General features: G+C 66.0%; 23 protein-coding genes. 17 read left to right on the top strand and 6 right to left on the bottom strand.

Annotated features, from left to right (window positions below; genetic code table 11):
• Positions 1–142: 142 nt before the first annotated feature.
• The 6 genes from MasN3_RS24810 to MasN3_RS24785 all read left to right on the top strand — a co-directional run bounded on the left by MasN3_RS24810 (position 143) and on the right by MasN3_RS24785 (position 4,600).
• Entirely contained in the window at positions 143–868 is a 726-nt protein-coding gene (locus MasN3_RS24810; protein WP_281911088.1) for an amino acid ABC transporter ATP-binding protein, read from the top strand.
• Positions 869–941: 73 nt separating this feature from the next.
• Positions 942–1,991, top strand: a complete 1,050-nt coding sequence (gene pyrC / locus MasN3_RS24805) for a dihydroorotase (RefSeq protein WP_281911085.1) — start codon at positions 942–944, stop codon at positions 1,989–1,991.
• A 6-nt stretch (positions 1,992–1,997) separates the two neighbouring features.
• Complete coding sequence (locus MasN3_RS24800) at positions 1,998–2,801, top strand: DUF3025 domain-containing protein (protein ID WP_281911084.1); 804 nt, start codon at positions 1,998–2,000, stop codon at positions 2,799–2,801.
• 10 nt (positions 2,802–2,811) lie between these two features.
• Entirely contained in the window at positions 2,812–3,828 is a 1,017-nt protein-coding gene (locus tag MasN3_RS24795) for a Gfo/Idh/MocA family protein (RefSeq protein WP_281911083.1), read from the top strand.
• 66 nt (positions 3,829–3,894) lie between these two features.
• Positions 3,895–4,233: a hypothetical protein gene (locus tag MasN3_RS24790; protein WP_281911081.1), complete on the top strand. Its 339-nt coding sequence runs from the start codon at positions 3,895–3,897 to the stop codon at positions 4,231–4,233.
• Between the two features lies 1 nt (position 4,234).
• Positions 4,235–4,600 carry a glyoxalase superfamily protein gene (locus tag MasN3_RS24785; protein ID WP_281911080.1) on the top strand — a complete coding sequence of 122 codons (366 nt, stop codon included), beginning with the start codon at positions 4,235–4,237 and terminating at the stop codon, positions 4,598–4,600.
• 1 nt (position 4,601) lies between these two features.
• On the opposite strand, the gene MasN3_RS24780 is transcribed toward MasN3_RS24785, so the two are convergent.
• The gene (locus MasN3_RS24780; RefSeq protein WP_281911077.1) at positions 4,602–5,348 is read right to left on the bottom strand and encodes a tetratricopeptide repeat protein; all 747 of its coding nucleotides are present in this window, start codon (positions 5,346–5,348) and stop codon (positions 4,602–4,604) included.
• A gap of 85 nt (positions 5,349–5,433) precedes the next feature.
• Positions 5,434–7,497 carry an ATP-dependent DNA helicase RecG gene (gene recG / locus MasN3_RS24775; protein ID WP_281911075.1) on the bottom strand — a complete coding sequence of 688 codons (2,064 nt, stop codon included), beginning with the start codon at positions 7,495–7,497 and terminating at the stop codon, positions 5,434–5,436.
• Between the two features lie 117 nt (positions 7,498–7,614).
• Here recG and queA point away from each other — a divergent pair, with 117 nt between their 5' ends.
• The 5 genes from queA to secF all read left to right on the top strand — a co-directional run bounded on the left by queA (position 7,615) and on the right by secF (position 13,365).
• Positions 7,615–8,637, top strand: coding sequence for a tRNA preQ1(34) S-adenosylmethionine ribosyltransferase-isomerase QueA (gene queA, locus MasN3_RS24770; protein WP_281911073.1), 1,023 nt, complete (start codon positions 7,615–7,617; stop codon positions 8,635–8,637).
• A 9-nt stretch (positions 8,638–8,646) separates the two neighbouring features.
• Entirely contained in the window at positions 8,647–9,786 is a 1,140-nt protein-coding gene (gene tgt, locus MasN3_RS24765; RefSeq protein WP_281911072.1) for a tRNA guanosine(34) transglycosylase Tgt, read from the top strand.
• Between the two features lie 254 nt (positions 9,787–10,040).
• Complete coding sequence (gene yajC / locus MasN3_RS24760; protein WP_036213732.1) at positions 10,041–10,373, top strand: preprotein translocase subunit YajC; 333 nt, start codon at positions 10,041–10,043, stop codon at positions 10,371–10,373.
• A gap of 67 nt (positions 10,374–10,440) precedes the next feature.
• Complete coding sequence (gene secD / locus MasN3_RS24755; protein ID WP_281911068.1) at positions 10,441–12,339, top strand: protein translocase subunit SecD; 1,899 nt, start codon at positions 10,441–10,443, stop codon at positions 12,337–12,339.
• Between the two features lie 3 nt (positions 12,340–12,342).
• On the top strand, positions 12,343–13,365 hold the full coding sequence (gene secF / locus MasN3_RS24750) for a protein translocase subunit SecF (protein WP_281911066.1): 1,023 nt from the start codon (positions 12,343–12,345) through the stop codon (positions 13,363–13,365).
• Between the two features lie 212 nt (positions 13,366–13,577).
• Here the strand turns inward: secF and MasN3_RS24745 are convergent, their stop codons facing one another.
• The 4 genes from MasN3_RS24745 to MasN3_RS24730 all read right to left on the bottom strand — a co-directional run bounded on the left by MasN3_RS24745 (position 13,578) and on the right by MasN3_RS24730 (position 17,030).
• Positions 13,578–14,990 (bottom strand): FAD-binding oxidoreductase, encoded by a 1,413-nt coding sequence (locus MasN3_RS24745; RefSeq protein ID WP_281911064.1) that lies wholly within the window; start codon positions 14,988–14,990, stop codon positions 13,578–13,580.
• A 417-nt stretch (positions 14,991–15,407) separates the two neighbouring features.
• Positions 15,408–16,253: an HDOD domain-containing protein gene (locus MasN3_RS24740; RefSeq protein WP_281911062.1), complete on the bottom strand. Its 846-nt coding sequence runs from the start codon at positions 16,251–16,253 to the stop codon at positions 15,408–15,410.
• Between the two features lie 76 nt (positions 16,254–16,329).
• Positions 16,330–16,611 carry a hypothetical protein gene (locus MasN3_RS24735; protein ID WP_281911060.1) on the bottom strand — a complete coding sequence of 94 codons (282 nt, stop codon included), beginning with the start codon at positions 16,609–16,611 and terminating at the stop codon, positions 16,330–16,332.
• Complete coding sequence (locus MasN3_RS24730; protein WP_281911057.1) at positions 16,608–17,030, bottom strand: MarR family winged helix-turn-helix transcriptional regulator; 423 nt, start codon at positions 17,028–17,030, stop codon at positions 16,608–16,610. The genes MasN3_RS24735 and MasN3_RS24730 overlap by 4 nt, the downstream gene beginning before the upstream one ends.
• Before the next feature lie 197 nt (positions 17,031–17,227).
• Here MasN3_RS24730 and MasN3_RS24725 point away from each other — a divergent pair, with 197 nt between their 5' ends.
• From MasN3_RS24725 to astB, 6 genes are all read left to right on the top strand, one after another.
• The gene (locus tag MasN3_RS24725) at positions 17,228–18,166 is read left to right on the top strand and encodes a GlxA family transcriptional regulator (RefSeq protein WP_281911054.1); all 939 of its coding nucleotides are present in this window, start codon (positions 17,228–17,230) and stop codon (positions 18,164–18,166) included.
• Positions 18,167–18,324: 158 nt separating this feature from the next.
• Positions 18,325–19,566, top strand: coding sequence for an acetylornithine/succinyldiaminopimelate transaminase (locus MasN3_RS24720; RefSeq protein ID WP_281911052.1), 1,242 nt, complete (start codon positions 18,325–18,327; stop codon positions 19,564–19,566).
• A 75-nt stretch (positions 19,567–19,641) separates the two neighbouring features.
• Positions 19,642–20,682, top strand: coding sequence for an arginine N-succinyltransferase (locus tag MasN3_RS24715; RefSeq protein WP_281911051.1), 1,041 nt, complete (start codon positions 19,642–19,644; stop codon positions 20,680–20,682).
• An 11-nt stretch (positions 20,683–20,693) separates the two neighbouring features.
• On the top strand, positions 20,694–21,728 hold the full coding sequence (gene astA / locus MasN3_RS24710) for an arginine N-succinyltransferase (RefSeq protein ID WP_281911049.1): 1,035 nt from the start codon (positions 20,694–20,696) through the stop codon (positions 21,726–21,728).
• Positions 21,721–23,202, top strand: a complete 1,482-nt coding sequence (astD, locus tag MasN3_RS24705; protein WP_281911047.1) for a succinylglutamate-semialdehyde dehydrogenase — start codon at positions 21,721–21,723, stop codon at positions 23,200–23,202. Before astA ends, astD begins: the two co-directional genes overlap by 8 nt.
• Before the next feature lie 2 nt (positions 23,203–23,204).
• Positions 23,205–24,548: an N-succinylarginine dihydrolase gene (gene astB / locus MasN3_RS24700; RefSeq protein ID WP_281911046.1), complete on the top strand. Its 1,344-nt coding sequence runs from the start codon at positions 23,205–23,207 to the stop codon at positions 24,546–24,548.
• The last annotated feature ends 22 nt before the right edge of the window (positions 24,549–24,570 follow it).

The following is a 24,570-nucleotide window of genomic DNA, read 5'->3' as shown; positions in this document are numbered from 1 at the left end:
GGCAGGGATGGCACTGTCGCAAGGCGAATTGTTGGGTATTTTTATCGTAGGAGAACGACGATTCGTTCTGGTAGGTAAGGCAAGTTCCGAAGTATCCTTGTGGCTAGAAATGCTGTCAAGCACGCATACACGAGTACAACAGATGATCGAAATCGAGAACGTCAGCAAGTGGTACGGCAACTTCCAGGTGCTGCGCGCATGCAGTACCCGGGTGGAACGCGGCGACGTGGTGGTGGTGTGCGGACCCTCCGGCTCCGGCAAATCCACTCTGATCAAGACCGTCAACGGGCTGGAACCCTTCCAGGAGGGGATCGTGCGGGTGGACGGCATTTCCGTGGGCGACCCCAGGACGAAGCTGTCGCAACTGCGCGCGCGCATCGGCATGGTGTTCCAGAACTTCGAGCTGTTTCCGCACCTGTCGGTACGCGAGAATCTGACACTTGCCCAGGTCAAGGTGCTGGGCCGCAGCAAGGAAGAGGCCTTGGCGCGCGGCCTGAGATACCTCGACCGCGTCGGCCTGCTGGCGCACAAGGACAAGTTCCCGGGCCAGCTCTCGGGCGGCCAGCAGCAGCGCGTGGCGATTGCGCGCGCGCTGGCGATGGACCCGGTGGCGATGCTGTTCGACGAGCCGACCTCCGCCCTCGACCCGGAAATGATCGGCGAGGTGCTCGACGTGATGGTGGGGCTGGCCCAGGACGGCATGACCATGATGGTGGTCACCCACGAGATGGGCTTCGCGCGCAAGGTGGCGGACCGGATCGTCTTCATGGACCACGGCAGCATCGTCGAGGACAGCCCGGCCGAAGACTTCTTCGGCGCGCCGAAGTCCGAGCGGGCGCGCGAGTTTTTGGCCCGTATTATTCATTAGTCAACGTCGCACCCGGCGCGCTGCAAGGGCGCGCTGCGGTTAGAATGTCGGCATCCGCAATCCGAGAGCCGCCATGTCCCCGATCGATACCCCCGACACCATCACCATCACCCGCCCCGACGACTGGCACCTGCACCTGCGCGACGGCGCGGCACTGAGCAGCGTGCTGCCGCACAGCGCGCGCCAGTTCGCGCGTGCGATCGTGATGCCGAACCTGAAGCCGCCGGTCACCACCACCGCCATGGCTGCCGCCTACCGCGACCGCATCCTGGCGGCGCTGCCCGAAGGCGTTTCTTTCGAGCCGCTGATGACGCTGTACCTGACCGACAATACCGATCCGGACGAGATCCGCCGCGCCCAGGATTCCGGCTTCGTCCACGCGGTCAAGCTGTATCCGGCCGGCGCCACCACCAATTCGGATGCCGGCGTGACCGACCTGACGAAGTGCTACAAGACGCTGGAAGTGATGCAGGAAGTCGGCATGCCGCTGCTGGTGCACGGCGAAGTGACCGACAACGACATCGACCTGTTCGACCGCGAAGCCGTGTTCATCGAGCGCGTCATGCGCCCGCTGCGCAGCGCCATGCCGGTCCTGAAGGTGGTGTTCGAGCACATCACCACCAAGGAAGCGGCCCAGTACGTGGCCGAGGCCGAAGGCCCGATCGCGGCGACCATCACCGCCCACCACCTGCTGTACAACCGCAACGAGATCTTCCGCGGCGGCATCCGTCCGCACTACTACTGCCTGCCGGTGCTCAAGCGCGAGGAACACCGCCTGGCGCTGGTCACGGCCGCCACCAGCGGCGACGAGCGCTTCTTCCTCGGCACCGACTCGGCGCCGCACGCGGTGCACACCAAGTACGCCGCCTGCGGCTGCGCCGGCTGCTACACCGCGCTGCACGCGATGGAGATGTATACCGAAGCCTTCGCCCAGGCCGGCGCGCTCGACAAGCTCGAAGCCTTCGCCAGCCTGAACGGTCCGGCCTTCTACGGCCTGCCGGTCAACGAAGGGACGATCACGCTCAAGCGCGAGTCCTGGACCCTGCCCGAAACCGTGCCCTTCGGCGAACACGCGCTGGTGCCGCTCAACGCCGGCGAGACCATCTCCTGGAAGATGGTGTAAGCCTGCATGCTGTCGCAGATCGACTGGCCGCGCCCGTGGTATGACGCGGTGCGGCCGGCCTGGCTGGAAGTTGCGCGGCTGGGCCTGGACGGCGATGACTTCATCGACGCCTTCAACCGCAACGCGACCGCGCTCGGTCTGCGCAACGGCGCGGGCCTGCCGCTGCGCTTCGTGCCGCAGTCGGCGCTGCCGGAGGGGACGGCCTACGAGGAATTCATTGGCGCCACCGGCCAGGTTCCGACCCGCGACAACCTGCACGACTTCTTCAACGGCCTGGTGTGGCAGACCTTCCCGCTCATCAAGCGCCAGCTCAATGCCCTGCAGGCCACCCAGATCGCCCAGGCCGGCATCGGCAAGTCGCGCGGTCCGGCGCGCGATGCCGCCACCATTTTCGACGAGAACGCCGCGCTGCTGGTGGTGCGCGAGGGGAGTAGCGGACGGGCGCTGGTGGACGAACTGCGGGCCCACGGCTGGCTGTCCGCCCTCCATGACAAGCGCGCCGTCTTCGACAGCGACGTGCGGATCTGGCTGTTCGGCCACGCGCTGATGGAAAAGCTGGTGGCGCCGCGCAAGGCGATCACCGCACATACGCGTGTCATCTTCGCCGGCGATGATGTGCTGGCGCTGGCTCCTGGCGAGCAGCGTGCCTGGCTCGACGCCCATGTGGCGGACGAACTGGCGCGCGCAGGCTTGACGACGGCCGGCTTCACGCCGCTGCCGGTGCTTGGCGTGCCGGGCTGGTGGCCCGGCCAGGACCGTGACTTTTATCTCGATACGACGGTCTTCCGGCCAAAACGGCAGACCACCTGAAAGGAATACGATGGCAAACGCAGTACGCTGGGGCATCCTCGGCACGGGCAAGATCGCGCGCGCCTTCGCCAATGCGCTCAAGGACGTGCCGGACGCCGTGCTGGCGGCGGTCGCGTCGCGCAGCCTCGACAAGGCCCGGGCCTTCGCCCAGGAATTCGCCGGCAGCGCCGCGGCCTATGGCAGCTACCAGGAGCTGCTTGACGCCGCCGGCATCGACCTGGTCTATGTCGCCACCCCGCATCCCCAGCATGCCGACAACGCCCTGATGGCGCTGCGCGCAGGCAAGGGCGTGCTGGTCGAAAAACCGTTCGCGATGAACCTGCGCGAAGCCGAGCAGGTGGTCACGCTGGCGCGCTCGCGCCGCCTGTTCCTGATGGAAGCCATGTGGACGCGCTACCTGCCGGCCTTCGACGAAGTGCGGCGCATCATCGCCTCCGGCGAGATCGGCACGGTGCGCCAGGTGGTGGCGGACTTCGGCATCACGCCAAATGCCGGCCCCGAGCATCGCGTCTACAATCCCGAACTCGGCGGCGGCGCGCTGCTCGACCTGGGCATCTACCCGCTGTCGATCGCCACCGCGCTGCTCGGTCCGGTCGCCGAGATCAAGGCCCAGGCCGCGCTCGGAGAAACCGGCGTCGACGTGCAGACCGGCTTCACCCTCCGGCACGAAGGCGGCGGCTTGTCGGTGTGCAGCTGTTCCTTCCAGGCGCGCACGCCCTGCGAGCTGACGGTGTCGGGCTCGCGCGGCCACGTGCGCATGAACACCATGTTCCACCGCGCGACAAGCGTCACCGTCAGCCTCGAGGACGGCAGCACCCGCACGGTCGACACGCCCTATCTCGGCAATGGCTACGTGCACGAAGTGATCGAGGCGCAGCGCTGCTTCAAGGCAGGCTTGCTCGAGAGCCCCGGCATGAAGCTGGAAGAGACGCTGGCGCTGATGGGCGTGATGGACGAGATCCGGCGCCAGGTCGGCCTGGCCTACGAGAGCGACCGCAGGAGCCTGCGGCCTGCGCATGCGGCCTGAATTGACAAGCGGGAGCACTGCGCGAATACTGGAGCGGTATCGATGACCATTCCAGCGGAGTTCCCCATGCGTATCCTTCCATCCCTCGTCCTGGCCGCCGGCCTGTTTGCCAGTAGCGCCGCCTGGGCCGACCCGGTCCCGGCGGACAAGATGGACTATGTCGGTGACTGGCAGGGCAAGGACATGCAGCTGTCGCTGTCGAAGCAAGGCAAGGTCGAATACACGCGCGGCCGGCCGAACGACCAGGTCAACCTCAGCGTCGACCTGAAGGGCTTCAAGGGGAACAACTTCGAAGCCGGGGTTGCTTTCGTGCGCACCACCTTTGTGGTCAGCAAGCCGCCGCACCGCGAGGACGGCAAGTGGAAGATGACGGTCGACGGCGTCGAGCTGACCAGGGCCGACTGAGATGCTGCGCGCAGTCACGCCCATCCTGCGCATCTTCGACGAAACGAAAGCCCGCGCATTCTACGTCGGCTTCCTGGGGTTCAAGGTCGACTGGGAGCACCGCTTCGAGCCCGGCCTGCCGCTCTACCTGCAGGTCGCGCGCGACGGCTGCGTCCTCCACCTGAGCGAACACCACGGCGATTGCTGTCCTGGGGCGGCAATGCGCATCGAGGTCGGCGACATCGATGCCTACCAGGCGGAGCTGGCGGCCAGGCAGTATGGCTATGCCCGCCCGGACATCGCCGACACGCCCTGGGGCGCGCGCGACATGTCGGTAAAGGACCCGTTTGGGAACCGGCTGACCTTTACCAACGCGATCAGTACCTGAATCAGCGGCTACCCACGGCGGCATCCAAGCGCCGGAACAGCTCCCGGTGCAGGTCGCGCGTGTACTTGTTCATGTGCCGGCGCGCATGCTCGATCTCCTTCAATTCGCGCTGCGCCACCGCCTCATCATGATTGGCGAGCGCCCACAGCGCCAGTTCCACCCGCGCCTCGATACTGCCGAAGCGCTCCGCAAGCGCCGCGAACTGGGCGCCGGCTTCTGCCTGCCTTCCCGTAGCGGCGTAGGCGCGGCCCAGCACCAGCCCGGTTTCTTCCGGCCGGTAGCCCGGCTGCTTCGCCTGCAGCGGCGCCAGCAGCCCGATCGCCGCCTCCGGCTGGCCATGCGCCGCTTTTGCACGCGCGGCGCCCAGGATCACTTCGGCGTCGTTGGCAAACGGCCCCTGCAGGCAGGCGTCGAATTGCGCCACCGCTTCCGCGCTCTGTCCGTTCTCCAGCAGCGCGCCGGCCAGGCGCATCTGGTTGTGCGCGGTCGGCGTCAGGTCGAAGGCTTGCCGCGCCTCGCGCACTTCGCGCCCCGGGTCGAGCTTCTTGTGCAGCGCATGCCCGGCCATCCTGGCCTGGCGCTCGAGGCGCGAGTGGGGCAGGAAGATCGCCGCGAAATAGACGAGGCTGCCGAGCAGGGGGAAGGAGAACAGGATCAGCAGCCAGTACAACTGCCGCCCGGTGCGCACGGCGTGGACGGCGAAGAAGATGGCGACGATCAGGTGAAGTCCGAGTCCGAGGAGGGGCATGGCCGTACAGGTGTGGTGGGCAAGCCGCCACGATAGCCCGGTTCGATGGCCCGATGTCTATCGGATTGTCACGGTTTGTGCTTCCCTACACCTTGAGGAATTCCTCGCGCCCGCCCAGCCAGCGCGTCAGGTGGGCATCGATGACCGCCATGTATTCGGGCCGCTCGCCATTGTCCAGCAGGTACTGCGCCACGTCGCGCGCCTTTTCCACGATCCACTGGTCGGTCTCCAGGTCGGCGAAGCGCAGCATGGCCTCGCCCGACTGGCGCGCACCCAGGAATTCGCCGGGGCCGCGAATCTCCAGGTCGCGCCGCGCGATCTCGAAGCCGTCGGTGGTCTCGCGCATCGTCATCAGGCGCTGCTTGGCCACCTGGCCCAGCGGGCTCTGATACAGGAGTAAGCACACGCTCGCGGCCGAGCCCCGGCCCACGCGGCCGCGCAGCTGGTGCAGCTGCGACAGGCCGAAGCGCTCGGCGTGCTCGATCACCATCAGCGAGGCGTTCGGCACGTCGACGCCGACCTCGATCACGGTGGTCGCCACCAGCACGTGGATCTCGCCCGCGATGAAGGCGTCCATGATCACCTGTTTTTCCGCCGGCTTGAGGCGCCCGTGCACCAGGCCCACCTGCAAGTCGGGCAGGGCTTCGGCCAGGGTCTCGTAGGTCTCGGTGGCGGTCTGCAGCTGCAGCACCTCGGATTCCTCGATCAGCGGGCAGACCCAGTACACCTGGCGGCCCTCCTGGGCCGCGGCGTGCACGCGCTCGATCACTTCAATGCGCCGGTTCTGGTCGATGGCGCGGGTGACGATGGGGCTGCGCCCCGGGGGCAGCTCGTCGATCACCGAGACTTCGAGGTCGGCATAATAGGTCATGGCCAGGGTGCGCGGGATCGGCGTGGCCGACATCATGAGCTGGTGCGGCACCAGGCCGTCGCTGCCCTTGTTGCGCAGGGTGAGGCGCTGGCCGACGCCGAAGCGGTGCTGCTCGTCGACGATGACGAGGCCCAGGCGCGCGAACTGCACCGTGTCCTGGATCAGGGCGTGGGTGCCGATCACCAGCTTGGCCTCGCCCGATTCGATCAGCTCCTTGGCCGCATCCTTTTCCTTCTTCTTCAGGCTGCCGGTCAGCCAGGCCACCTTCACGCCGAGCGGCTCCATCCAGGCCGCGATCTTGCGGAAGTGCTGCTCGGCCAGGATTTCCGTTGGCGCCATCAGCGCCGCCTGGTAGCCGCTGTCGATCGCCTGCGCCGCGGCGAGCGCCGACACCACGGTCTTGCCGCTGCCGACGTCGCCCTGCAGCAGGCGCTGCATCGGATAGCCTTCGCGCAGGTCGGCGCCGATCTCTTTGACTACCCGCTGCTGCGCGCCGGTGAGCTGGAAGGGCAGGGCGGCCAGGAAGGACTCGGACAGCGCGCCGACCGCGCGCAGTTGCGGCGCGCCTTTCTCGCGCCGGGCGCGCTGCGCCCGTTTCAGGGACAGCTGCTGCGCCAGCAGCTCGTCGAACTTCATGCGGGTCCAGGCCGGGTGCGAACGCTCGGTCAGCGCGTATTCGTCCACGTCCACCGGCGGGTAGTGCAGCAGGCGCACCGAGGGCTCGAAGTCCCACAGCTGCAGGCGGGACAGAAAAGCGTTGGGTAAAGTGTCGCGCCAGTCCACCCGCTTCATGGCGTCGTTGATCGCGCGCCGCAGCACCGTCTGCGACAGGCCTTCGCCGGCCGGATACACCGGCGTGAGCGAGGTAGGCAGCGGCGCGCCTTCGTTGATCACCTTATAGGTGGGGTGGACCATCTCGGCGCCGAAGAAGCCGTGCTTCAGCTCGCCCCGGGCGCGCACCCTCACGCCTTCGGACAATTGCTTGACCTGGCTGCCGTAGAAATTCATGAAGCGCAGCTGCAGCTCGCCCGTGTCGTCGGCAATCTGCACCAGCAGCTGGCGCCGCGGCTTGTAGCTGATTTCGTTCTTGACGACGACCCCTTCGACCTGCCAGGTCTGCAGGCCGCGCATGCTCGCTTCACGGATGGAAACGACCTTGGTTTCGTCCTCGTAGCGCATCGGCAGGTGCAGCACCAGGTCCATGTCGGTGCGCAGACCCAGCCGGGCAAGCTTGGATTCAAGGGTTTTGGGGGCGGATGTGGTCTTGGAAGCGGGCATATTGCGGCAATTTTACGGGCACCCCGGCGTTTGCTGGCGTAAAATAGAGGGTTCGCCGCACGCATTGCAGCCTCTATTGTAAGGCTGTCAGCATCCATTTTCCCAGAATTGACAACAATGTACTCGCTTTCCGATTTCGATTTCGACCTGCCGCCAGAGCGGATCGCGCAGCATCCGCTGCCCGACCGGAGCGCCTCGCGCCTGCTGCAGCTCGATGGCGACCAGGTCACGGACCGCCATTTCGCCGACATCGTCGACCAGCTCCAGCCGGGCGACCTCCTGGTGATGAACAATACGCGCGTATTGAAAGCGCGCTTCTTCGGCGTCAAGGAAACCGGCGGCCAGGTGGAAGTGCTGGTCGAGCGGGTGCAGGACAAGCGTACGGTGCTGGCGCAGGTGCGCGCATCGAAGTCGCCCAAGCCGGGCAACCGCATCCGCCTGGCCGACGCTTTCGACGTGACGGTCGGCGAACGCGCCGGCGAGTTCTTCACGCTGCACTTCGAAGGCGACGTGTTCGAGCTGATCGAGGCCCACGGCCGCCTGCCGCTGCCGCCCTACATCGAGCACAATGCCGACGAATTTGACGAACAGCGCTACCAGACCGTGTATTCGAAGGAGCCCGGCGCGGTGGCGGCGCCCACCGCCGGCCTGCATTTCGACCAGCCTTTGCTGGACCGCCTGGCCGCGAAAGGCGTCAAGCTCGCCTACGTGACCCTGCACGTGGGCGCCGGCACCTTCCAGCCGGTGCGGGTCGAGGACCTGTCGGCGCACCAGATGCACTCCGAGTGGTACACGATCCCGGAAGAGACGGTGGAGGCGGTGCGCGCCGCCAAGGCGGCGGGGCGCGACGTGGTGGCGGTCGGCACCACCTCCCTGCGGGCGCTGGAATCGGCCTCGCAGTCGGGCGAGCTCAAGGCGGGCAGCGACGACACGGCGCTGTTCATCACGCCGGGCTACACCTTCAAGACGGTGACCCGCCTGATCACCAACTTCCACCTGCCCAAGTCGACCCTGATGATGCTGGTGTCGGCCTTTGCCGGCTACCACGAGATCCGCAAGGCCTATGCCCATGCGATCGCCAACGAATACCGCTTCTTCAGCTATGGCGACGCCATGCTGCTCACGACGCGCTCACGCTAATAGATACCGATGCTCGAATTTACCTTACTGAAAAAAGACACCAGCGGCCTGTCGCACGCGCGCCGCGGCCGCCTCAAGCTCAACCACGGCACCATCGAAACCCCGATCTTCATGCCGGTCGGGACCTACGGCTCGGTCAAGGCGATGTCGCCGGTCGAGCTGAAGGAAGTGGGCTCGCAGATCATCCTGGGTAACACCTTCCACCTGTGGCTGCGCCCGGGCACGGCGGTGCTCGACAAGTTCGGCGGCCTGCACAAGTTCATGGGCTGGGACGGCCCGATCCTGACCGATTCGGGCGGCTTCCAGGTGTTCTCGCTGGGCGCGATGCGCAAGATCACGGAAGAGGGCGTCAAGTTCGCCTCGCCGATCGATGGCTCGCGCCAGTTCCTGTCGCCCGAAGTGTCGATGCAGATCCAGCGCTCGCTGAACTCGGACATCGTGATGCAGTTCGACGAATGCACCCCCTACGAGATCGACGGCCGCCCGGCCACCGCCGAGGAAGCGGCCAAGTCGATGCGCATGTCGCTGCGCTGGGCCCAGCGCTCGATGAACGAGTTCAAGCGCGGCGAGAATCCGAACGCGCTGTTCGGCATCGTCCAGGGCGGCATGTACGAGCACCTGCGCGACGAGTCGCTGGCGGGTCTGGAAGATATTCATTTCCCGGGCCTGGCGATCGGCGGCCTGTCGGTGGGCGAGCCGAAGGAAGACATGCAGCGCATCCTGGCCCACGTCGGCCCGCGCCTGCCGGAGAACAAGCCGCACTACCTGATGGGCGTGGGCACCCCGGAAGACCTGGTCGAGGGCGTGGCCAACGGCGTCGACATGTTCGACTGCGTGATGCCGACCCGCAACGCCCGCAACGGCTGGCTGTTCACGCGCTTCGGCGACGTCAAGATCAAGAACGCGCGCTACAAGGACGACGCGGCGCCGCTGGACGAGAGCTGCGACTGCTATTGCTGCAAGAACTTCTCGCGCGCCTACCTGCACCACTTGCACCGCTCGAACGAGATCCTGGGTGCGCGCCTGAACACGATCCACAACCTGCACTTCTATCTGAAGATCATGCAGGAGATGCGCGATGCGATCGATGCGGACAAGTTCAACGAGTTCCGGATCCAGTTCCGGGCTGACCGCTCGCGCGGCGTGTAAGCGGGCGCTTACTGCTGAGTTTGTAGGGTGGTCGGCTCTGCCGACCGCGCGTTCAAATCCTGCATGCCCTGTGGCTGCTCATCACAAAGTTGGACGCGCGGACGGCAAAGCCGTCCACCCTACGAGTAATGAATTTTTCATCAACATCTTGCAATTTAGGAATTGCAAGCCTACATACCCTCAGATTGTCCCCGGCCCCAGCGCCGGTGCTAGAATATACCGCTTATTTTTTAATCCTCACAATCGGAGTCCTTGTGTTCATTTCCAACGCGTACGCGCAAACGACGGCTGCAGCCGATCCTGGCCTGATGGGTAGCCTGACCACTTTCCTGCCGCTGATCCTGATGTTCGTGGTCATGTATTTCCTCATGATCCGTCCGCAGCAGAAGCGCCAGCGCGAGCTGAAAGCGATGATGGACGCACTGACCAAGGGCGACGAAGTGGCGACCGCGGGCGGCATCCTGGGCCGTGTGGTCAAGGTGGCCGATACCACCGTGACCCTGGAAATCGCGACCGGCACCGAAATCGTGGTCCAGAAGAACGCAGTGGTGACGCTGCTGCCGAAAGGCACCCTGAAGGCACTGTAAGGCCAGTCAAGTACCACCAGCGGCCCTGCGGGGCCGCCTCGTGCCCAACATTGAACGCTGGAACACTATGAATCGCTATCCCGTCTGGAAATATCTATTGATCGCCGTCGCGCTCCTGCTGGGTGCGCTGTACACGGCGCCGAACTACTTCGGCGAATCGCCTGCACTGCAGGTCACCACCGGTAAAACGACGGTCAACATCACCAGCGCCACCGTCGGCCTGGTCGAAGACGCGCTCAAGCGCAATGGTGTTCCAGCCACAGCCATTGCCCTGGAAGGCAGCGGCAACAGCACCGCGGTACGCGCGCGCTTTGCCAGCACCGATGCCCAGTTCAAGGCCAAGCTGGCGCTCGAACGCGACCTGAACCGCGACAAGGACAACCCCGACTACATCGTCACCGTCAACCTGGCGAAGAACACCCCGGCCTGGATGGAAGCCATCGGCGCCAAGCCCATGAACCTGGGCCTGGACCTGCGCGGCGGCGTGCATTTCCTGCTGCAGATCGACAGCAAGGCCGTGCTCGACACCAAGGTGAAGGGCCTGCAGGCCAGCGTCCGCAGCCAGCTGCGCGACGCCAACATCCGCCACGCCGGCATCGAGCGCGTCGGCAACACCATCGAAGTGCGCTTCCGCGAGACCGGCGTGCGCGCCGAAGCCCGCGCCGCGCTGGCCAAGCAATCCCAGGACCTGGTCTTCGCCGATGCCGCCGACGGCACCGAGCTGAAACTGGTCGTCTCGCTCAAGCCGGAAGCGGTGCGCCGCACCGTGGAAGACGGCGTCAAGCAGAACATTTCCACCCTGTCCAAGCGTATCAACGAACTGGGCACCACCGAGCCGCTGATCCAGCAGCAGGGCGCCGACCGCATCATCGTCCAGCTGCCGGGCGTGCAGGACGTGGCGCGCGCCAAGGACATCATCGGCCGCACCGCCACCCTGGAACTGCGCATGGTCGACTCGACCGTGACCCCGGGCACCGAGCTGACCGCCGCGATTCCGCTGAACTCGGAACTGTTCACCGAAGGCCGCGGCGCCCCGGTGGTGGTGTCCAAGGACGTCATCCTGACCGGCGACTACATCTCGAGCGCGGTCGCCAGCTTCGACCAGAACCAGCAGCCGGCCGTCTCGATCGACCTGAACGGCGACGGTGGCCGCCGCATGCGCCTGGCCACCCGTGAAAACGTCGGCAAGCGCCTGGCGGTCCTGCTGAAGGAAAAAGGCCAGTACAGCGTGCCGACCGCACCGGTCATCAACCAGGAACTGGGCTCGACCTTCCAGATCACCGGCATCGGCAGCATCGAGGACGCCAACGAGCTGGCGCTGCTGCTGCGCTCGGGCGCGCTGTCGGCGCCGATGGAATTCATCGAGGAACGCGTGATCGGCCCGCAGCTGGGCGCCGAGAACATCGAGCGCGGCCTGCACTCGACGCTGTGGGGCTTCGTGGCGATTGCCGCCTTCATGATCATCTACTATCACCTGGTGGGTACGGTCAGCGCGATCGCGCTGGCGGCCAACGTGCTGCTCCTGCTGGCCCTGCTGTCGATGCTGCAGGTCACCCTGACCCTGCCGGGTATCGCCGCAATCGCGCTCACGCTCGGCATGGCGATCGACTCCAACGTGCTGGTCAACGAGCGCATCCGCGAGGAGCTGCGCGCGGGCGCCACGCCGCAGGTGGCGATCAATGCCGGCTACAAGCACGCCTGGGACACGATTTTCGACTCCAACGTCACCGCCCTGATCGTCGGCCTGGCGCTGCTGATCTTCGGTTCGGGTCCGGTGCGCGGCTTCGCCGTGGTGCACTGCCTGGGCATCCTGACCTCGATGTTCTCGGCCGTGTTCCTGTCCCGTGGCCTGATCAACCTCTGGTATGGCCGCAAGAAGAAACTGACCCACATCTCGATCGGCACGGTCTGGAAAGAAGGTTTTACGCCTAACAAGCAAAACGCGACTCAGGGAGCGCAGGACTAAATCATGGAATTTTTCAAGATCAAACGGGACATCCCGTTCATGCGCCACGCCGTGATCCTCAATGTGATCTCGGTGGTGACCTTCCTGGCGGCGGTGTTCTTCCTGGCGACCAAGGGCCTGCACTGGTCGGTCGAGTTCACCGGCGGCACCGTGATGGAGCTGCACTACCCGCATGCCGCGGACCAGGAAAAGATCCGCACCACGCTGCGCGGCATCGGCTATGAAGCGCCCGAGGTGACCAGCTTCGGCACCGCCCAGAGCGTCCTGCTGCGCCTGCCGATCGTCGAAGGCCAGGACCAGGCCGGCACCTCGAACCGCGTCTTCAACGCGGTCTGCTCGTCGGAGCAGGGCAAGCCGACCGTCACCCAGGTCACGACCGACAAGGGCGAAACGGTCAGCCGTACTGCCTGCGTGACGGCGGACAACAAGGAACTGGTCAGCCTGCAGCGTGTGGAATTCGTCGGCCCGGCGGTCGGCGAAGAACTGGCGCAGAACGGCCTGAACGCCCTGCTGATGGTGGTGATCGGCGTGATCATCTACCTGTCGGTGCGCTTCGAATGGAAGTTCGCGGTCTCGGCGATCATCGCCAACCTGCACGATGTGGTCATCATCCTGGGCTTCTTCGCCTTCTTCCAGTGGGAATTCTCGCTGACGGTGCTGGCGGCGATCCTGGCGGTGCTGGGCTATTCGGTCAACGAATCGGTGGTGATCTTCGACCGAATCCGTGAAATGTTCCGCAAGCAGCGCAAGATGAGCGTGCCGGAAGTGATCGACCACGCGATCACCAGTACCATCTCGCGTACCATCATCACCCACGGTTCGACCCAGATCATGGTGCTGTCGATGCTGCTGTTCGGCGGCCACGCCCTGCACTATTTCGCCATGGCGCTGACCATCGGCATCTGCTTCGGCATCTATTCCTCGGTGTTCGTCGCCGCGGCGCTGGCCATGTGGCTGGGCGTGAAGCGCGAAGACCTGATCAAGCCGGTCAAGGAAAAGGACGAGACCGACGGCGCCGTCGTCTGAGTATCTCCAAAAGCCGACAAAAATGCCGCCCCGGCCCTGCCGTGGCGGCATTTTTTACATCCAGATCAAAGCAGTGTGACAATTTGGCAGTTTATGTGTGGTAACGCACAGAGCCGTAGAATGCCCATCCCTATAGTGGACTTGTCTCTTTCAGGACATCCCTAGTTTTGGACTTCACCCGCTCCCCAACCGGAGCGGGTTTTTTTTTGCGTCTATAGATACCTGGCCCACAGTTCGTTGCTGAAGCGGCCGTCCGGGTCGACGCTGCGTTTGATCGCGCGCAGAGCATCGGCCTCGGGATAAGCGCGGTCGAACTGGGCGCGGGTGGCATGCAGCTGGTAGGGCAGGTAGTAGCGCCCGCCGAAGGCAAGCGCGGTGTCGATCGTCGCGCGCGTCCATTCCGCCACCCGGCGCCGGGAGGCGGCATGGGTACGCTGTTTGTAGTACACCACGAAGGAAAACACCTCCTCCTTCGCCCAGGGCAGCAAGGATGTGCTGTCTGCCGGCGAATGGCGCACCGACACGTTCAGCACCAGGGCATCGTGCTGGCGGATGGTCGCCGCCATGGCGCGCGCATAGGCGGCGAAGTGCCGCACCGGGATGAAGTATTCCTGCAGCACGTAAGTCGAGACCAGGCGCGTGCGCGGTTCCAGCTCCGCCACGTCGAGGCTGGCTTCATGGTTGCGCCACTTCACGCAGGGGCGGGCCAGCAGCAGCGGGTGGATCAGTTTGCTGCGGATCAAGTCGCCACGCGGCAGCTCGGTCATGGCGAACAAGGCATTCTGCTCGAGTCCGTAGGATTGGCCGCGCGCGACCAGCCTGGCCGTTTCGGTCAGCGCCTTGCCCGTCCTGCGCCAGGACACCGCGACCGGCGCATCGAACAGCGGCGGCAGCAGGTCGGCGTTGTGGAAGATGCAGCCGCCGGCATCCGTCATGCGCTGGAACCAGGCGGGATAATCGTCGAGTCCCACCGTTTCCACGCTGCGCTCGATGCGCGTGTTCTGCGCCAGATCGAGCTCGACCTCGGTGATGACGCCTACTGCGCCGTAGCCGCCGACGGCGGCGCGGAACAAAGCGGCGTTGAGGCTGCGCGTCGCTTCCACGACCGAGCCGTCCGCCAGCACCAGCTGCAGGGCGCGCACCGAGTTCACCACCGGACCGTTGCCGACGTAGCGCCCGTGGGCATTCACCGAGACGGCGCCGCCCACCGTGAAATTAGAAAAGCTCTGCATCGTGTGCACGGCCAGGCCCAGCGGGTCGAGGGCATCCTGCAGGTCGCGCCAACGCATTCCGGCCTGGACCCGGGCCACCCTGGCGCCCGCATCGAGCCGGACCAGCCGGGTCATGCCGCGCATGTCGAGGTGCAGTCCGCCGGTAATGGCGACCTGGCCGCCCATGCTGTAGCGACCGCCGCCGACCGCGATCTTGCCGGGCCAGGCGCGTACGGCCTGCGCGACCTCCTCGGTGCTGCGCGGCGCGGCCACGCGGGCGACTTCCACCGGGTACAGCCCGGTGATGTTGGGAATGGCGATGCCCGAGGCGGCCAGGGCGTGGGACGGCGACAGGGCCAGCAGGCCGGCCCCGGCCATGGCCTGGGCGAGGAAGCGGCGGCGTGGTGGATGCATGGACTCTCGTGCAAAGATTGGGCCGGAAGTGGCGAACCCGGAGCATCCGGCATCGCCGCCCGCCCGGCAAGCAGCCGATGTGCCGGTAGCATGGCGCAATACCGCGGGTATCGTGCCGGCATGCCGACAATCTGCACGCGTAAGTGAATCAGCGCACGGAGCGGATCGGCGCGCAGCCCTACAGTGGAAGCGTCTCTTTCAGGACATCCCTAGTTTTGGACTTCACCCGCTCCCCAACCGGAGCGGGTTTTTTTTACCGCGCCGCGCGGCGTCGGCAGTGTGACGGCCTGTGTGAACCAGCGTACGGAAGCGGCCCCATGCGCGGCTTATAGTGAAGGCGTCTCTTTCAGGACATCCCTAGTTTTGGACTTTGCCCGCTCCCACGAGCGGGCATTTTTTTTACCAAGTGGTAAAAAATCAGAGCAGGGCCGCGGTCAGGCTCTTCACTTCGCCGGCCGATTCGGCTAGCACCTGGGCCAGGGTGCCCTCGCCGATGGTGAAATCGATGGTGGCGGCCGAATCGAGCGTGGTCGCGCCCGGACGCGTGTGCAGCGGCGAAGGGAAGGGGGCCAGGTCCTTGGCCAGCAGCAGGGTGTCGCCCAGGGTTTCCGGCGGCAGGGCGCGCATGCCGTTCCACAGCGCTTCGATGGCGCCCATGACGGGCACCGGCACGCCGAGCTTGAGCAGCACGCCGCGGCCGATCGCCACTTCGCCATGCTCGATCCATTCCGCGGCGCTGTCGCCGCTGGCGTCGTCGAGCAGGCCGGGGAAGTCGCCGGCGCGCGAGAGCAGGTAGAAGCCGCCCACCTCATGCACGATGCCGGCGAACAGCGCGGTTTCCGGATCGACGAAGGAGACGCGGCGCGCGATCACCTGCGCCAGCGCGGCCACGTGGGCCGAGTGGATCCACAGGGCGTCGGCCTTGGCGCGCAGGCCGGGGTCGATGATTTCACTGGCCAGCTGGCGCACGATGACCGAGGCGGCCAGGGCGCCCAGGGTGCGAAAACCCACGCGCTGCACGGCTGCGCGGACATTGGTGACGTCATGGCCGGCGCGGTTGTAGGCCACCGAATTGGCGATGGCCACGGTGCGCGCCGCGAGCAGGGGCTCGGCCTGCACCAGGCGCGCCGCCATCTCGGTGTGGCAGTCGGGCTCGTTCAGCGCGCGCTGCAGCTTGAGGGTCGCATCGACGTTCGTAGGAAAGCTGAGTTCGCCGCGGCTGGCCTGGGCGGCGATGCTCTTGAGGGCGGAGAGTCGGTCCATCAAAAAATTATACCCCCAACGCCCTGTCCAGCCCGAAAAACTTTCCCTGAGGAATTATTCTAGTGTTTGATTTGCATCAAGGTTCGCTGAAGATGGCGTCGCAGCCTTCCTTCTGTTCTTCACGGTCTTCCAGCTCGTCGACCAGGCCGAGATCCAGCAGCTCTTCGCTCGCGTTCATGAAGCTGTTGAGCTTGGTCGCGCCGATGAGGCGGTAGATCTCGCCGGCTTCGTTGCGCACGCCGATCAGCATCGCTTCCTGCCGGACTTCGTCGAGGGGCGCGACATCCAGCAGGATGTTACCGATGATGTGCTTGTCGAAATGGGCAGGCTTCTTGCCTTCGATCAGGGATGTTTTCAAGGCAATTCCTTTGCTTGTGGTGGTTGAGGAGGAAGACTGCCGGCGGCAATCTGCTCGCGCAGCTTGCGCAGGACGTTTTCCAGGGCATCGAAGTCGGCGTCGCCATAGTTCGAAAACAGCTGCTTGCCGTGCGCGATCACCCTGGGGAAGACGTCGCGGAAGACGTCCTCGCCGGCAGGCGTGAGGCGCACGAAGAAGGAGCGCTTGTCGTCGCTGCTGCGTTCGCGCAGCACCAGGCCTTTCTGCTCCAGCCGCTCGATCACGCCGGTGAGGGTGCCCTTGGTGATCAGGGTGCGCTCGCCGAGTTCCTTGTAGCTCATGCCGGCCGTGTTGCCCAGCGTGGCAATGATATCGAACTGCGCGTGCGTCAACCCGTGCTGGCGCACCGATTCGCCGGAAAAACGCTCGAAGCTCTGCATGCACTCGGCCAGCAGCCGGACGCTCTTTAAATATCGTTCCCCCATAGGCAGGATTATAGCTGGCCGCCGATGTTTTTCCGGAATGGCATCGAATGGGCCGGACCATGGCACTTGCTCGCCGCTCAGGTATCTCCGGTATCATTAGGCCCGATTGCGTACCGTCCCGTCCTTCTTGATGACACTGTCCATCCGTTCCGATGCAGCCTGCTGACCTGTCCACCCTGGCACAGGAACGTCCGCTGCGCGTGCTGCTCGTGAACGCTGGCGAGCCGGACATGCTGACCTGGTCGGGCCTGGTCCAGCCGCTGCGCCTGGCCGCCAAGCTGCTGGGCCCCGAACTGCTGCATGTCGACGTGCGCAGTCCCGACAAGTTCAGCGACTCGCAGCGCCACTGGCACCTGGTGCTGCTGGTGGCCGACGAGGCCGAAGCCGCCCTGAGGCCGGCCAACTGCCGCGCCCTGGTCGACCGCTGCCGCGCGGCGCCGTTCTGGGGCGGGGTGGGGGCCGGCGTGCTGTGGCTGGCCGACGCCGGCGCCCTGCACGGCGTGCGCACCGCCTTGCCCTGGGCGCTGTATCCCGACACCAATGCGCTGGCCGAGCAGGCCCTGTTCACCCCCAACCTGTACGAGTTCGACCGCAACCGCCTGACCTGCTGCGGCGGCGCGGCCAGCATCGACTTCGCCCTCACCCTGGTCGAGATGCTGTTCGGCGCGGGCCTGCAGGCCCAGGTGAAGGAAATCCTGTGCGTGGACCGGGTGCGCGGCAAGGACGAGCGCCAGCGGGTGGCCCTGCAGGCGCGCTTCGGCACCCTGCAGCCGAAGCTGACCGAGGCGGTGGCCTTGATGGAAGCCAATATCGAAGAGCCCCTGTCCACCGACGAGATCGCGCAGCTGGCCGGCATCTCGCGACGCCAGCTGGAGCGCCTGTTCAAGCAATATCTCGGCAGCCTGCCTTCGCGCTACTACCTGGAGCTGCGCCTGCAGCGGGCGCGCAAACTCTTGCTCGAGACGAACTACTCGATCGTGCAGGTGGGGCTGATGTGCGGCTTCTCGTCCGGCTCGCATTTCTCGACGGCCTTCGGGGCCTTGTTCGGGAATACTCCACGCGAGGAGCGCCAGCGCAAGCTGGCACAATGAGCGCTCAAGAGGATGTTGGTAATTACTTAATCTTTCCCGACCAAAAACGAAAATCCCTGTCGCACTTCTGCAAGAACTTGTCGGGGCGGCTTTCTATAATGGCTTGAACCTGCGCGGCAATGGGCCCGCGTACAACGATCATCCATGAGGAAGCAGCCATGAACGCAAACCTTGACTCCGGTGTCACCACGCGGCCTGTCACCCGGCAGACCTTCGACGAAGTCCTCGTCCCGACCTACGCCCCGGCCGCCATGGTGCCGGTGCGCGCGAAGGGGCTGGATGTGTGGGACCAGGAAGGCAAGCGTTACCTGGACTTCACCTCGGGCATCGCGGTCTCGAGCCTGGGCCACTGCAACCCGGAGCTGGTCGCGGCCGTGACCGAACAGGTCAACACCCTGTGGCACCTGGGTAACGGCTACACCAACGAGCCGGTGCTGCGCCTGGGCCGCGCCCTGACCGAAGCCACCTTCGCCGACCGCGCCTTCTTCTGCAACTCGGGCGCCGAAGCCAACGAAGCGGCCCTGAAGCTGGCGCGTAAATATGCGCACACCAAGTTCGGCCCGCACAAGTCGCGCATCGTGTCCTGCCTGTCGTCCTTCCACGGCCGCACCCTGTTCACCGTCTCGGTGGGCGGCCAGCCGAAGTACACCGAAGGCTTCGAGCCGCTGCCGCCGGAACTGAGCCACATCCCGTACAACGACATCGAGGCCGCACGCGCCGCCATTACCGATGACGTGGCCGCCGTGATCGTCGAGCCGATCCAGGGCGAGGGCGGCGTGATCCCGGGCGACCATGCCTACCTGAAGGCCCTGCGCGAGCTGTGCGACCAGACCGGCGCGCTGCTGGTGTTCGACGAAGTGCAGTCGGGCGTCGGCCGCACTGGCGCCTTCTATGCCTACATGGACACCGGCGTGACGCCGGACATCCTGACCTCGGCCAAGGCCCTGGGCAACGGCTACCCGATCGGCGCCATGCTGACCACCGAGGAAATCGGCATGCACCTCAACGTCGGTTCGCACGGCACCACCTACGGCGGCAACCCGCTGGCAGGCACCGTCGGCCTGAAGGTCGTCGAGACCATCAACACCCCGAGCTTCCTGGCGCGCGTGAAGGAAGCCAGCGGCAAGATCTTCGCCAACCTCGAGAAGCTGGCCGGCGAGTACCCGCAGGTGTTCGGCAAGCCGCGCGGCCTGGGCCTCCTGATCGGCCTGCCGATGGCCGGCGACTACAAGGGCCGCTCCAAGGACTACACCAAGATCTGCGAAAAAATGGGCCTGATGCTCCTGATCGCCGGTCCGGACGTGGTGCGCCTGGCCCCGGCCCTGGTGGTGTCGGACGAGCAGATCGCGGAAGCCGACCGCATCATGCGCGAAGCGGTCGAGGCATTTATCGCAGGCTGATCCACCGCAGGCATCCGGCCGGCGTGCTTTTCGGGGTACGCCGGCTTCGCTGTTTGATCTCTTCCAGGAGTTCGCATGTTTGTAGTCCGACCGGTTGAACGCGCGGATATCGGGGCCCTCGAGGCCATGGCTGGGGTCACGATCCCCGGCGTGCACACGCTGCCGCGCACGCGCGAAGCCATCGTCGCGGCGGTCGAGCGCTCCATCGCCTCGTTCGCCGCCCATGTCGACATCCCGAGCGAAGAGTCCTACCAGTTCGTGCTGGAAGACCTGCGCACGCGCGACGTGGTCGGCACCGCGTCGATCCACGCCTCGGCCGGCTCGAACGGCACTTATTTCGCGTTCCGCAACGACGTCATCCAGCAGGTCTCGCGCGACCTGAACATCAGCCACAGCGTGCATGCGCTGACCCTGTGCTCGGAACTGACGGCCTACTCGCACCTGTCGGGCTTCTATATCCGCAACCGCGACGGCGCCGGCCTCGAGGCCGCGCTGCTGTCGCGCGCGCGCCTGCTGTACGCCGTGCTGGCGCCGCACCGCTTCGGCGACCGCTTCTTCGTGCCGCTGGCCGGCGTCACCGACGGCGACGGCCAGTCGCCGTTCTGGAACGCGCTGGGCCGCAAGTTCTTCAAGATGGACTTCCTCGAGGCCGAACGCGTCATCGACGGCGCCCGGAACCGCACCCTGATCGTCGAGCTGATGCCGCACTACCCGGTCTACGTACCGCTGCTGCCGGGCGACGCCCAGGCCGCGCTGGGCCAGATCCACCCGAGCGGCCAGCTGGCCTTCCAGCTGCTCACCCAGGAAGGCTTCGAGGCCGACGAGTACATCGACATTTTCGACGGCGGCCCGATCCTGCAGGCCCACCGGAACGCGCTGCGTTCCTTCTGCGCCTCGCAGGTGCGCCAGGTCGAGAGCGCCGGCCGCGCGGCCGGCGCCGCCAACGGGCACGACGAACTGGTGACCTACGCGGTGGCCAGCAGCGAAGCGAACTTCCGCGCCGTCATCACCGCCTGCCCGCCGGCCGAATCCAGCCAGGTGGTCTGCCTGTCGCGCGACGCCCAGCAGGCGCTCGGCGTGTCGCCCGGCGACAGCGTCACCTGCGTGCGCATCTGAGAGGGGAATTGATGCTCGTAATCCGTGCAGTGAAAACCGACGACCTGGACGCCCTGATCGAGATGGCGCGCCAGGCCGGCAGCGGCATGACCACGCTGAAACCCGACCGCAAGATGCTGGGCGACCGCGTCGAAACCGCGGTGGCCTCGTTCAACGAAAGCATCCCGCCCGAAAAGCGCGACTACATGTTCGTGCTCGAGCACACCGAGGACGGCCGCATTGCCGGCGTGTGCGCAATCAAGGGTGCGGTCGGCCTCACCGAGCCTTTCTATAACTACCGCATCGGCACTCTGGTGCACTGCAGCCGCGAACTGAACGTGTTCACGCGGATGGAGACCCTGTACCTGTCGAACGACCTGACCGGCTCCTCCGAGCTGTGCTCGCTGTTCCTGCTGCCGCAGTACCGCGCCGGCTTCAACGGCAAGTGGCTGTCGAAAAGCCGCTTCCTGTTCATCGCCCAGTTCCAGCAGCTGTTCACCGAGAAGATCATCGCCGAGATGCGCGGCTACCAGGACGAGAACGGCGTCTCGCCCTTCTACGAGGGCCTGGGCCGCCACTTCTTCAAGATGGACTTCGATCACGTCGACGGCCTCACCGCGCTCGGCAAGAAGTCCTTCATCGCCGAGCTGATGCCGCGCCAGCCGCTCTACGTGGACTACCTGCCGGAATCGGCGCGCGACGTCATCGGCAAGGTCCATACCTCGACCCAGCCGGCCAGGAAGCTGCTGGAGAACGAGGGCATGCACTACGAAGGCTACGTCGACATCTTCGACGCCGGCCCGGTGCTGCAGGGCCGCGTGTCCGAGCTGCGCGCGGTGCGCGACAGCGTGCTGGCGGAGGCGGTCGAAGGCGTCCATGAAGAAGAGACCGAACACCTGCTGGTGTCGAACACCAAGCTCACCGATTTCCGCATGATCCTGACCCGCGGCGTGGCGGGCGCCGCCCGCATCGCGCTGTCGGCGCAGGAGATGTCGCAGCTGCACGTGCAGGCCGGCGAAGAAGTACGCACGCTGCCCCTCAACACAAGGAAGAACGCGAATGCCTAATCTCTCGAATTACATCGACGGCGCATGGATCGCCGGCAGCGGCCCGGAGCTGGCCACGATCGACCCGTCGACCGGGCGCCAGACCTGGAGCAGCAATGCTTCTACGGAAGAAGACGTGGCGCGCGCCGCCACGGCCGCGCGCAATGCCTTTGAAGCCTGGGCGCTCACCCCGCTCGACGCGCGCATCGCCGTCTGCACGCGCTTCCGCGACCTGCTCAAGGAGCATGCGGAAGAACTGGCCGCGATCATCGCCGAGGAAGTGGGCAAGCCGCTGTGGGAAGCGCGCACCGAAGTGACCACCATGGCCAACAAGATCGACATCTCGGTCCAGTCCTACGGCGCGCGCACCGGCGAAACGGCCTCGAAAGTCGCGGACGGCAATGCCGTGCTGCGCCACCGCCCGCACGGCGTGTTCGCGGTCTTTGGCCCGTACAACTTCCCGGGCCACCTGCCGAACGGCCACATCGTGCCGGCCCTGATCGCCGGGAACACCGTGGTGTTCAAGCCGAGCGAATACGCACCGCGCACGGCGGTGAAAACCGTGCAGCTGTGGGAGCAGGCCGGCCTGCCCAAGGGCGTGCTGAACCTGGTCAACGGCGGGCGCGACACCGGCGTGGCGCTCGGCCAGCATGCGGACATCGACGGCATCCTGTTCACCGGCAGCAGCCAGACCGGCACCGCCCTGCACAAGGCCTTCGGCGGCAAGCCGGGCAAGATGCTGGCGCTGGAAATGGGCGGCAACAATCCGCTGGTGGTGTGGGACATCCCGGAAGATCCGAAGCTGCTCGACGCCGCCGTGCACCACGCCGTGATGTCGGCCTTCATCTCGGCCGGCCAGCGCTGCACCTGCGCGCGCCGCCTGGTCATCCAGGACACCCCGCAAGCCCAGGCGTTTCTTGACCGTTTGGTAAAAGTCGCCTCGACCCTGCAGGTGGGGCCGTCCAACGCCGATCCGCAGCCCTTCATGGGCCCGGTGGTGTCAAGCGCCGTCGCTGCCCGCCTGGTCGAGGCGCAGGCCGATATGGCCGCGAAAGGCGGCAGGGTGCTGCTGCAGATGAAGCAGCCCGACCCGAACGCCGGTTTCGTCACCGCCGGCATCGTCGACACCACCGATGCGCAAGGGATCCCGGACGAAGAGTGGTTCGGTCCGCTGCTGCAGGTGATCCGCGTGAAGGATTTCGACGAGGCCCTGCGCGTGGCCAACGCCACCGAATACGGCCTGGCCGCGGCCCTGTTGTCCCCATCGGAAGCATTGTGGAAGCGCTTCTCGGTGCGCGCCCGTGCCGGCATCGTCAACTGGAACCGCCCGACCACCGGCGCGGCCAGCTCGGCCCCGTTCGGCGGCGTCGGCAAGTCGGGCAACCACCGCCCGAGCGCCTACTATGCCGCCGATTACTGCGCCTACCCGGTCGCCTCGATCGAGACGGCGGAACTCGAGATGCCGGCCAAGCTGTCGCCGGGACTGGTTTTCTGATCATGCGCAGCGCTCGCGAATACAACTTCGACGGCCTGGTCGGCCCGTCCCACAACTACGCCGGCCTCTCGTTCGGCAACGTGGCCTCGTTCAGCAATGTGAGGAGCAGCTCGAACCCGCGCCAGGCCGCCCTGCAGGGCCTGGCCAAGATGCGCGAGCTGGCCGCGCGCGGCTTCGCCCAGGCGGTGATGCCGCCGCAGGCGCGCCCGAACTTCCGCCTGCTGCGCCGCATCGGCTTTTCCGGCACCGACGCCGACGTGCTGGCGCGCGCCTGGCGTGAGGCACCGGTGATCCTGGCCTGCGCCTACTCGGCCGCGCCGATGTGGACCGCCAACGCCGCCACCGTCAGCCCTTCCGCCGACACGCTGGACGGCCGCGTGCATTTCACCCCGGCCAACCTGAACAACAAGCTGCACCGCTCGGAAGAGTACCTGCAGGCGACGCGCACCCTGCGCGCCATTTTTGGGGATTCGAGCCGCTTCGTGGTGCACGACGCGCTCCCCGCCGTCCCTGCCTTTGGCGACGAAGGCGCCGCCAACCATACGCGTTTCGCTGCCGCACATGGCGCGGCCGGAGTGGAGTTCTTCGTCTACGGCCGTGCCGAATTCGACCCTGCCGCTCCGGCGCCCAAGAAATACCCTGCACGCCAGACCCTGGAAGCCTCGCAGGCGGTGGCGCGACTGCACGGCCTGGATCCGGCGCGCACCGTGTTCGCCTCGCAGAACCCGGACGTGATCGACCAGGGCGTGTTCCACAACGACGTGATCGCGGTCGGCAACGGCAACGTGCTGTTCTACCACGAGCAGGCCTTCTTCGACGAAGCCGCCACCCTGGACGCGCTGCGCGGCGCCCTGGGCAGCGTCGACACCGAGCTGGTGCCGGTGCGCGTGGCAAGCGCCCAGGTGCCGGTGGCCGATGCGGTGGCCAGCTACCTGTTCAACAGCCAGCTGCTCACCAAACAGGATGGCCGCATGGCCCTGGTGGTGCCGCACGAATGCCGCGAGAACGACGCGGTCGCGCGTTATCTGGATGCCATGGTTGCCGGCGGCGGCCCGATCGACGAGCTGCTCGAATTCGACCTGCGCCAGAGCATGCGCAACGGCGGCGGACCGGCCTGCCTGCGCCTGCGCGTGGCCCTCACCGAGGACGAGGCGCAAGCCATGCACGGCGGCGTCATCATGACCGAGACGCTGTATGGCCTGCTCACGTCCTGGGTCGAGAAGCACTACCGCGACCGGGTCGAGCCGAAGGACCTGGCCGACCCGCAGCTGGCGATCGAATGCAGCACCGCGCTCGAGGAACTGGAACGCATTCTCGGCCTGCCGGGCCTGTACGAGCTGTCGTAAGCCCCGGTGGCCATGTTCTAAT

This window comes from Massilia varians, from assembly GCF_027923905.1.
GTDB lineage: Bacteria > Pseudomonadota > Gammaproteobacteria > Burkholderiales > Burkholderiaceae_D > Telluria > Telluria varians_B.
Note: the sequence above shows the minus strand (reverse complement) of the source record. Positions and strands in the feature narration are given on the sequence as shown.

Bases quoted from the DNA above. Each gene is read 5' to 3' on its own strand.
- MasN3_RS24810 (WP_281911088.1), top strand. From the start codon at position 143: ATGATCGAAATCGAGAACGTCAGCAAGTGGTACGGCAACTTCCAGGTG.
- pyrC (WP_281911085.1), top strand. From the start codon at position 942: ATGTCCCCGATCGATACCCCCGACACCATCACCATCACCCGCCCCGAC.
- MasN3_RS24800 (WP_281911084.1), top strand. From the start codon at position 1,998: ATGCTGTCGCAGATCGACTGGCCGCGCCCGTGGTATGACGCGGTGCGG.
- MasN3_RS24795 (WP_281911083.1), top strand. From the start codon at position 2,812: ATGGCAAACGCAGTACGCTGGGGCATCCTCGGCACGGGCAAGATCGCG.
- MasN3_RS24790 (WP_281911081.1), top strand. From the start codon at position 3,895: ATGCGTATCCTTCCATCCCTCGTCCTGGCCGCCGGCCTGTTTGCCAGT.
- MasN3_RS24785 (WP_281911080.1), top strand. From the start codon at position 4,235: ATGCTGCGCGCAGTCACGCCCATCCTGCGCATCTTCGACGAAACGAAA.
- MasN3_RS24780 (WP_281911077.1), bottom strand. From the start codon at position 5,348: ATGCCCCTCCTCGGACTCGGACTTCACCTGATCGTCGCCATCTTCTTC.
- recG (WP_281911075.1), bottom strand. From the start codon at position 7,497: ATGCCCGCTTCCAAGACCACATCCGCCCCCAAAACCCTTGAATCCAAG.
- queA (WP_281911073.1), top strand. From the start codon at position 7,615: ATGTACTCGCTTTCCGATTTCGATTTCGACCTGCCGCCAGAGCGGATC.
- tgt (WP_281911072.1), top strand. From the start codon at position 8,647: ATGCTCGAATTTACCTTACTGAAAAAAGACACCAGCGGCCTGTCGCAC.
- secD (WP_281911068.1), top strand. From the start codon at position 10,441: ATGAATCGCTATCCCGTCTGGAAATATCTATTGATCGCCGTCGCGCTC.
- secF (WP_281911066.1), top strand. From the start codon at position 12,343: ATGGAATTTTTCAAGATCAAACGGGACATCCCGTTCATGCGCCACGCC.
- MasN3_RS24745 (WP_281911064.1), bottom strand. From the start codon at position 14,990: ATGCATCCACCACGCCGCCGCTTCCTCGCCCAGGCCATGGCCGGGGCC.
- MasN3_RS24740 (WP_281911062.1), bottom strand. From the start codon at position 16,253: ATGGACCGACTCTCCGCCCTCAAGAGCATCGCCGCCCAGGCCAGCCGC.
- MasN3_RS24730 (WP_281911057.1), bottom strand. From the start codon at position 17,030: ATGCAGAGCTTCGAGCGTTTTTCCGGCGAATCGGTGCGCCAGCACGGG.
- MasN3_RS24725 (WP_281911054.1), top strand. From the start codon at position 17,228: ATGCAGCCTGCTGACCTGTCCACCCTGGCACAGGAACGTCCGCTGCGC.
- MasN3_RS24720 (WP_281911052.1), top strand. From the start codon at position 18,325: ATGAACGCAAACCTTGACTCCGGTGTCACCACGCGGCCTGTCACCCGG.
- MasN3_RS24715 (WP_281911051.1), top strand. From the start codon at position 19,642: ATGTTTGTAGTCCGACCGGTTGAACGCGCGGATATCGGGGCCCTCGAG.
- astA (WP_281911049.1), top strand. From the start codon at position 20,694: ATGCTCGTAATCCGTGCAGTGAAAACCGACGACCTGGACGCCCTGATC.
- astD (WP_281911047.1), top strand. From the start codon at position 21,721: ATGCCTAATCTCTCGAATTACATCGACGGCGCATGGATCGCCGGCAGC.
- astB (WP_281911046.1), top strand. From the start codon at position 23,205: ATGCGCAGCGCTCGCGAATACAACTTCGACGGCCTGGTCGGCCCGTCC.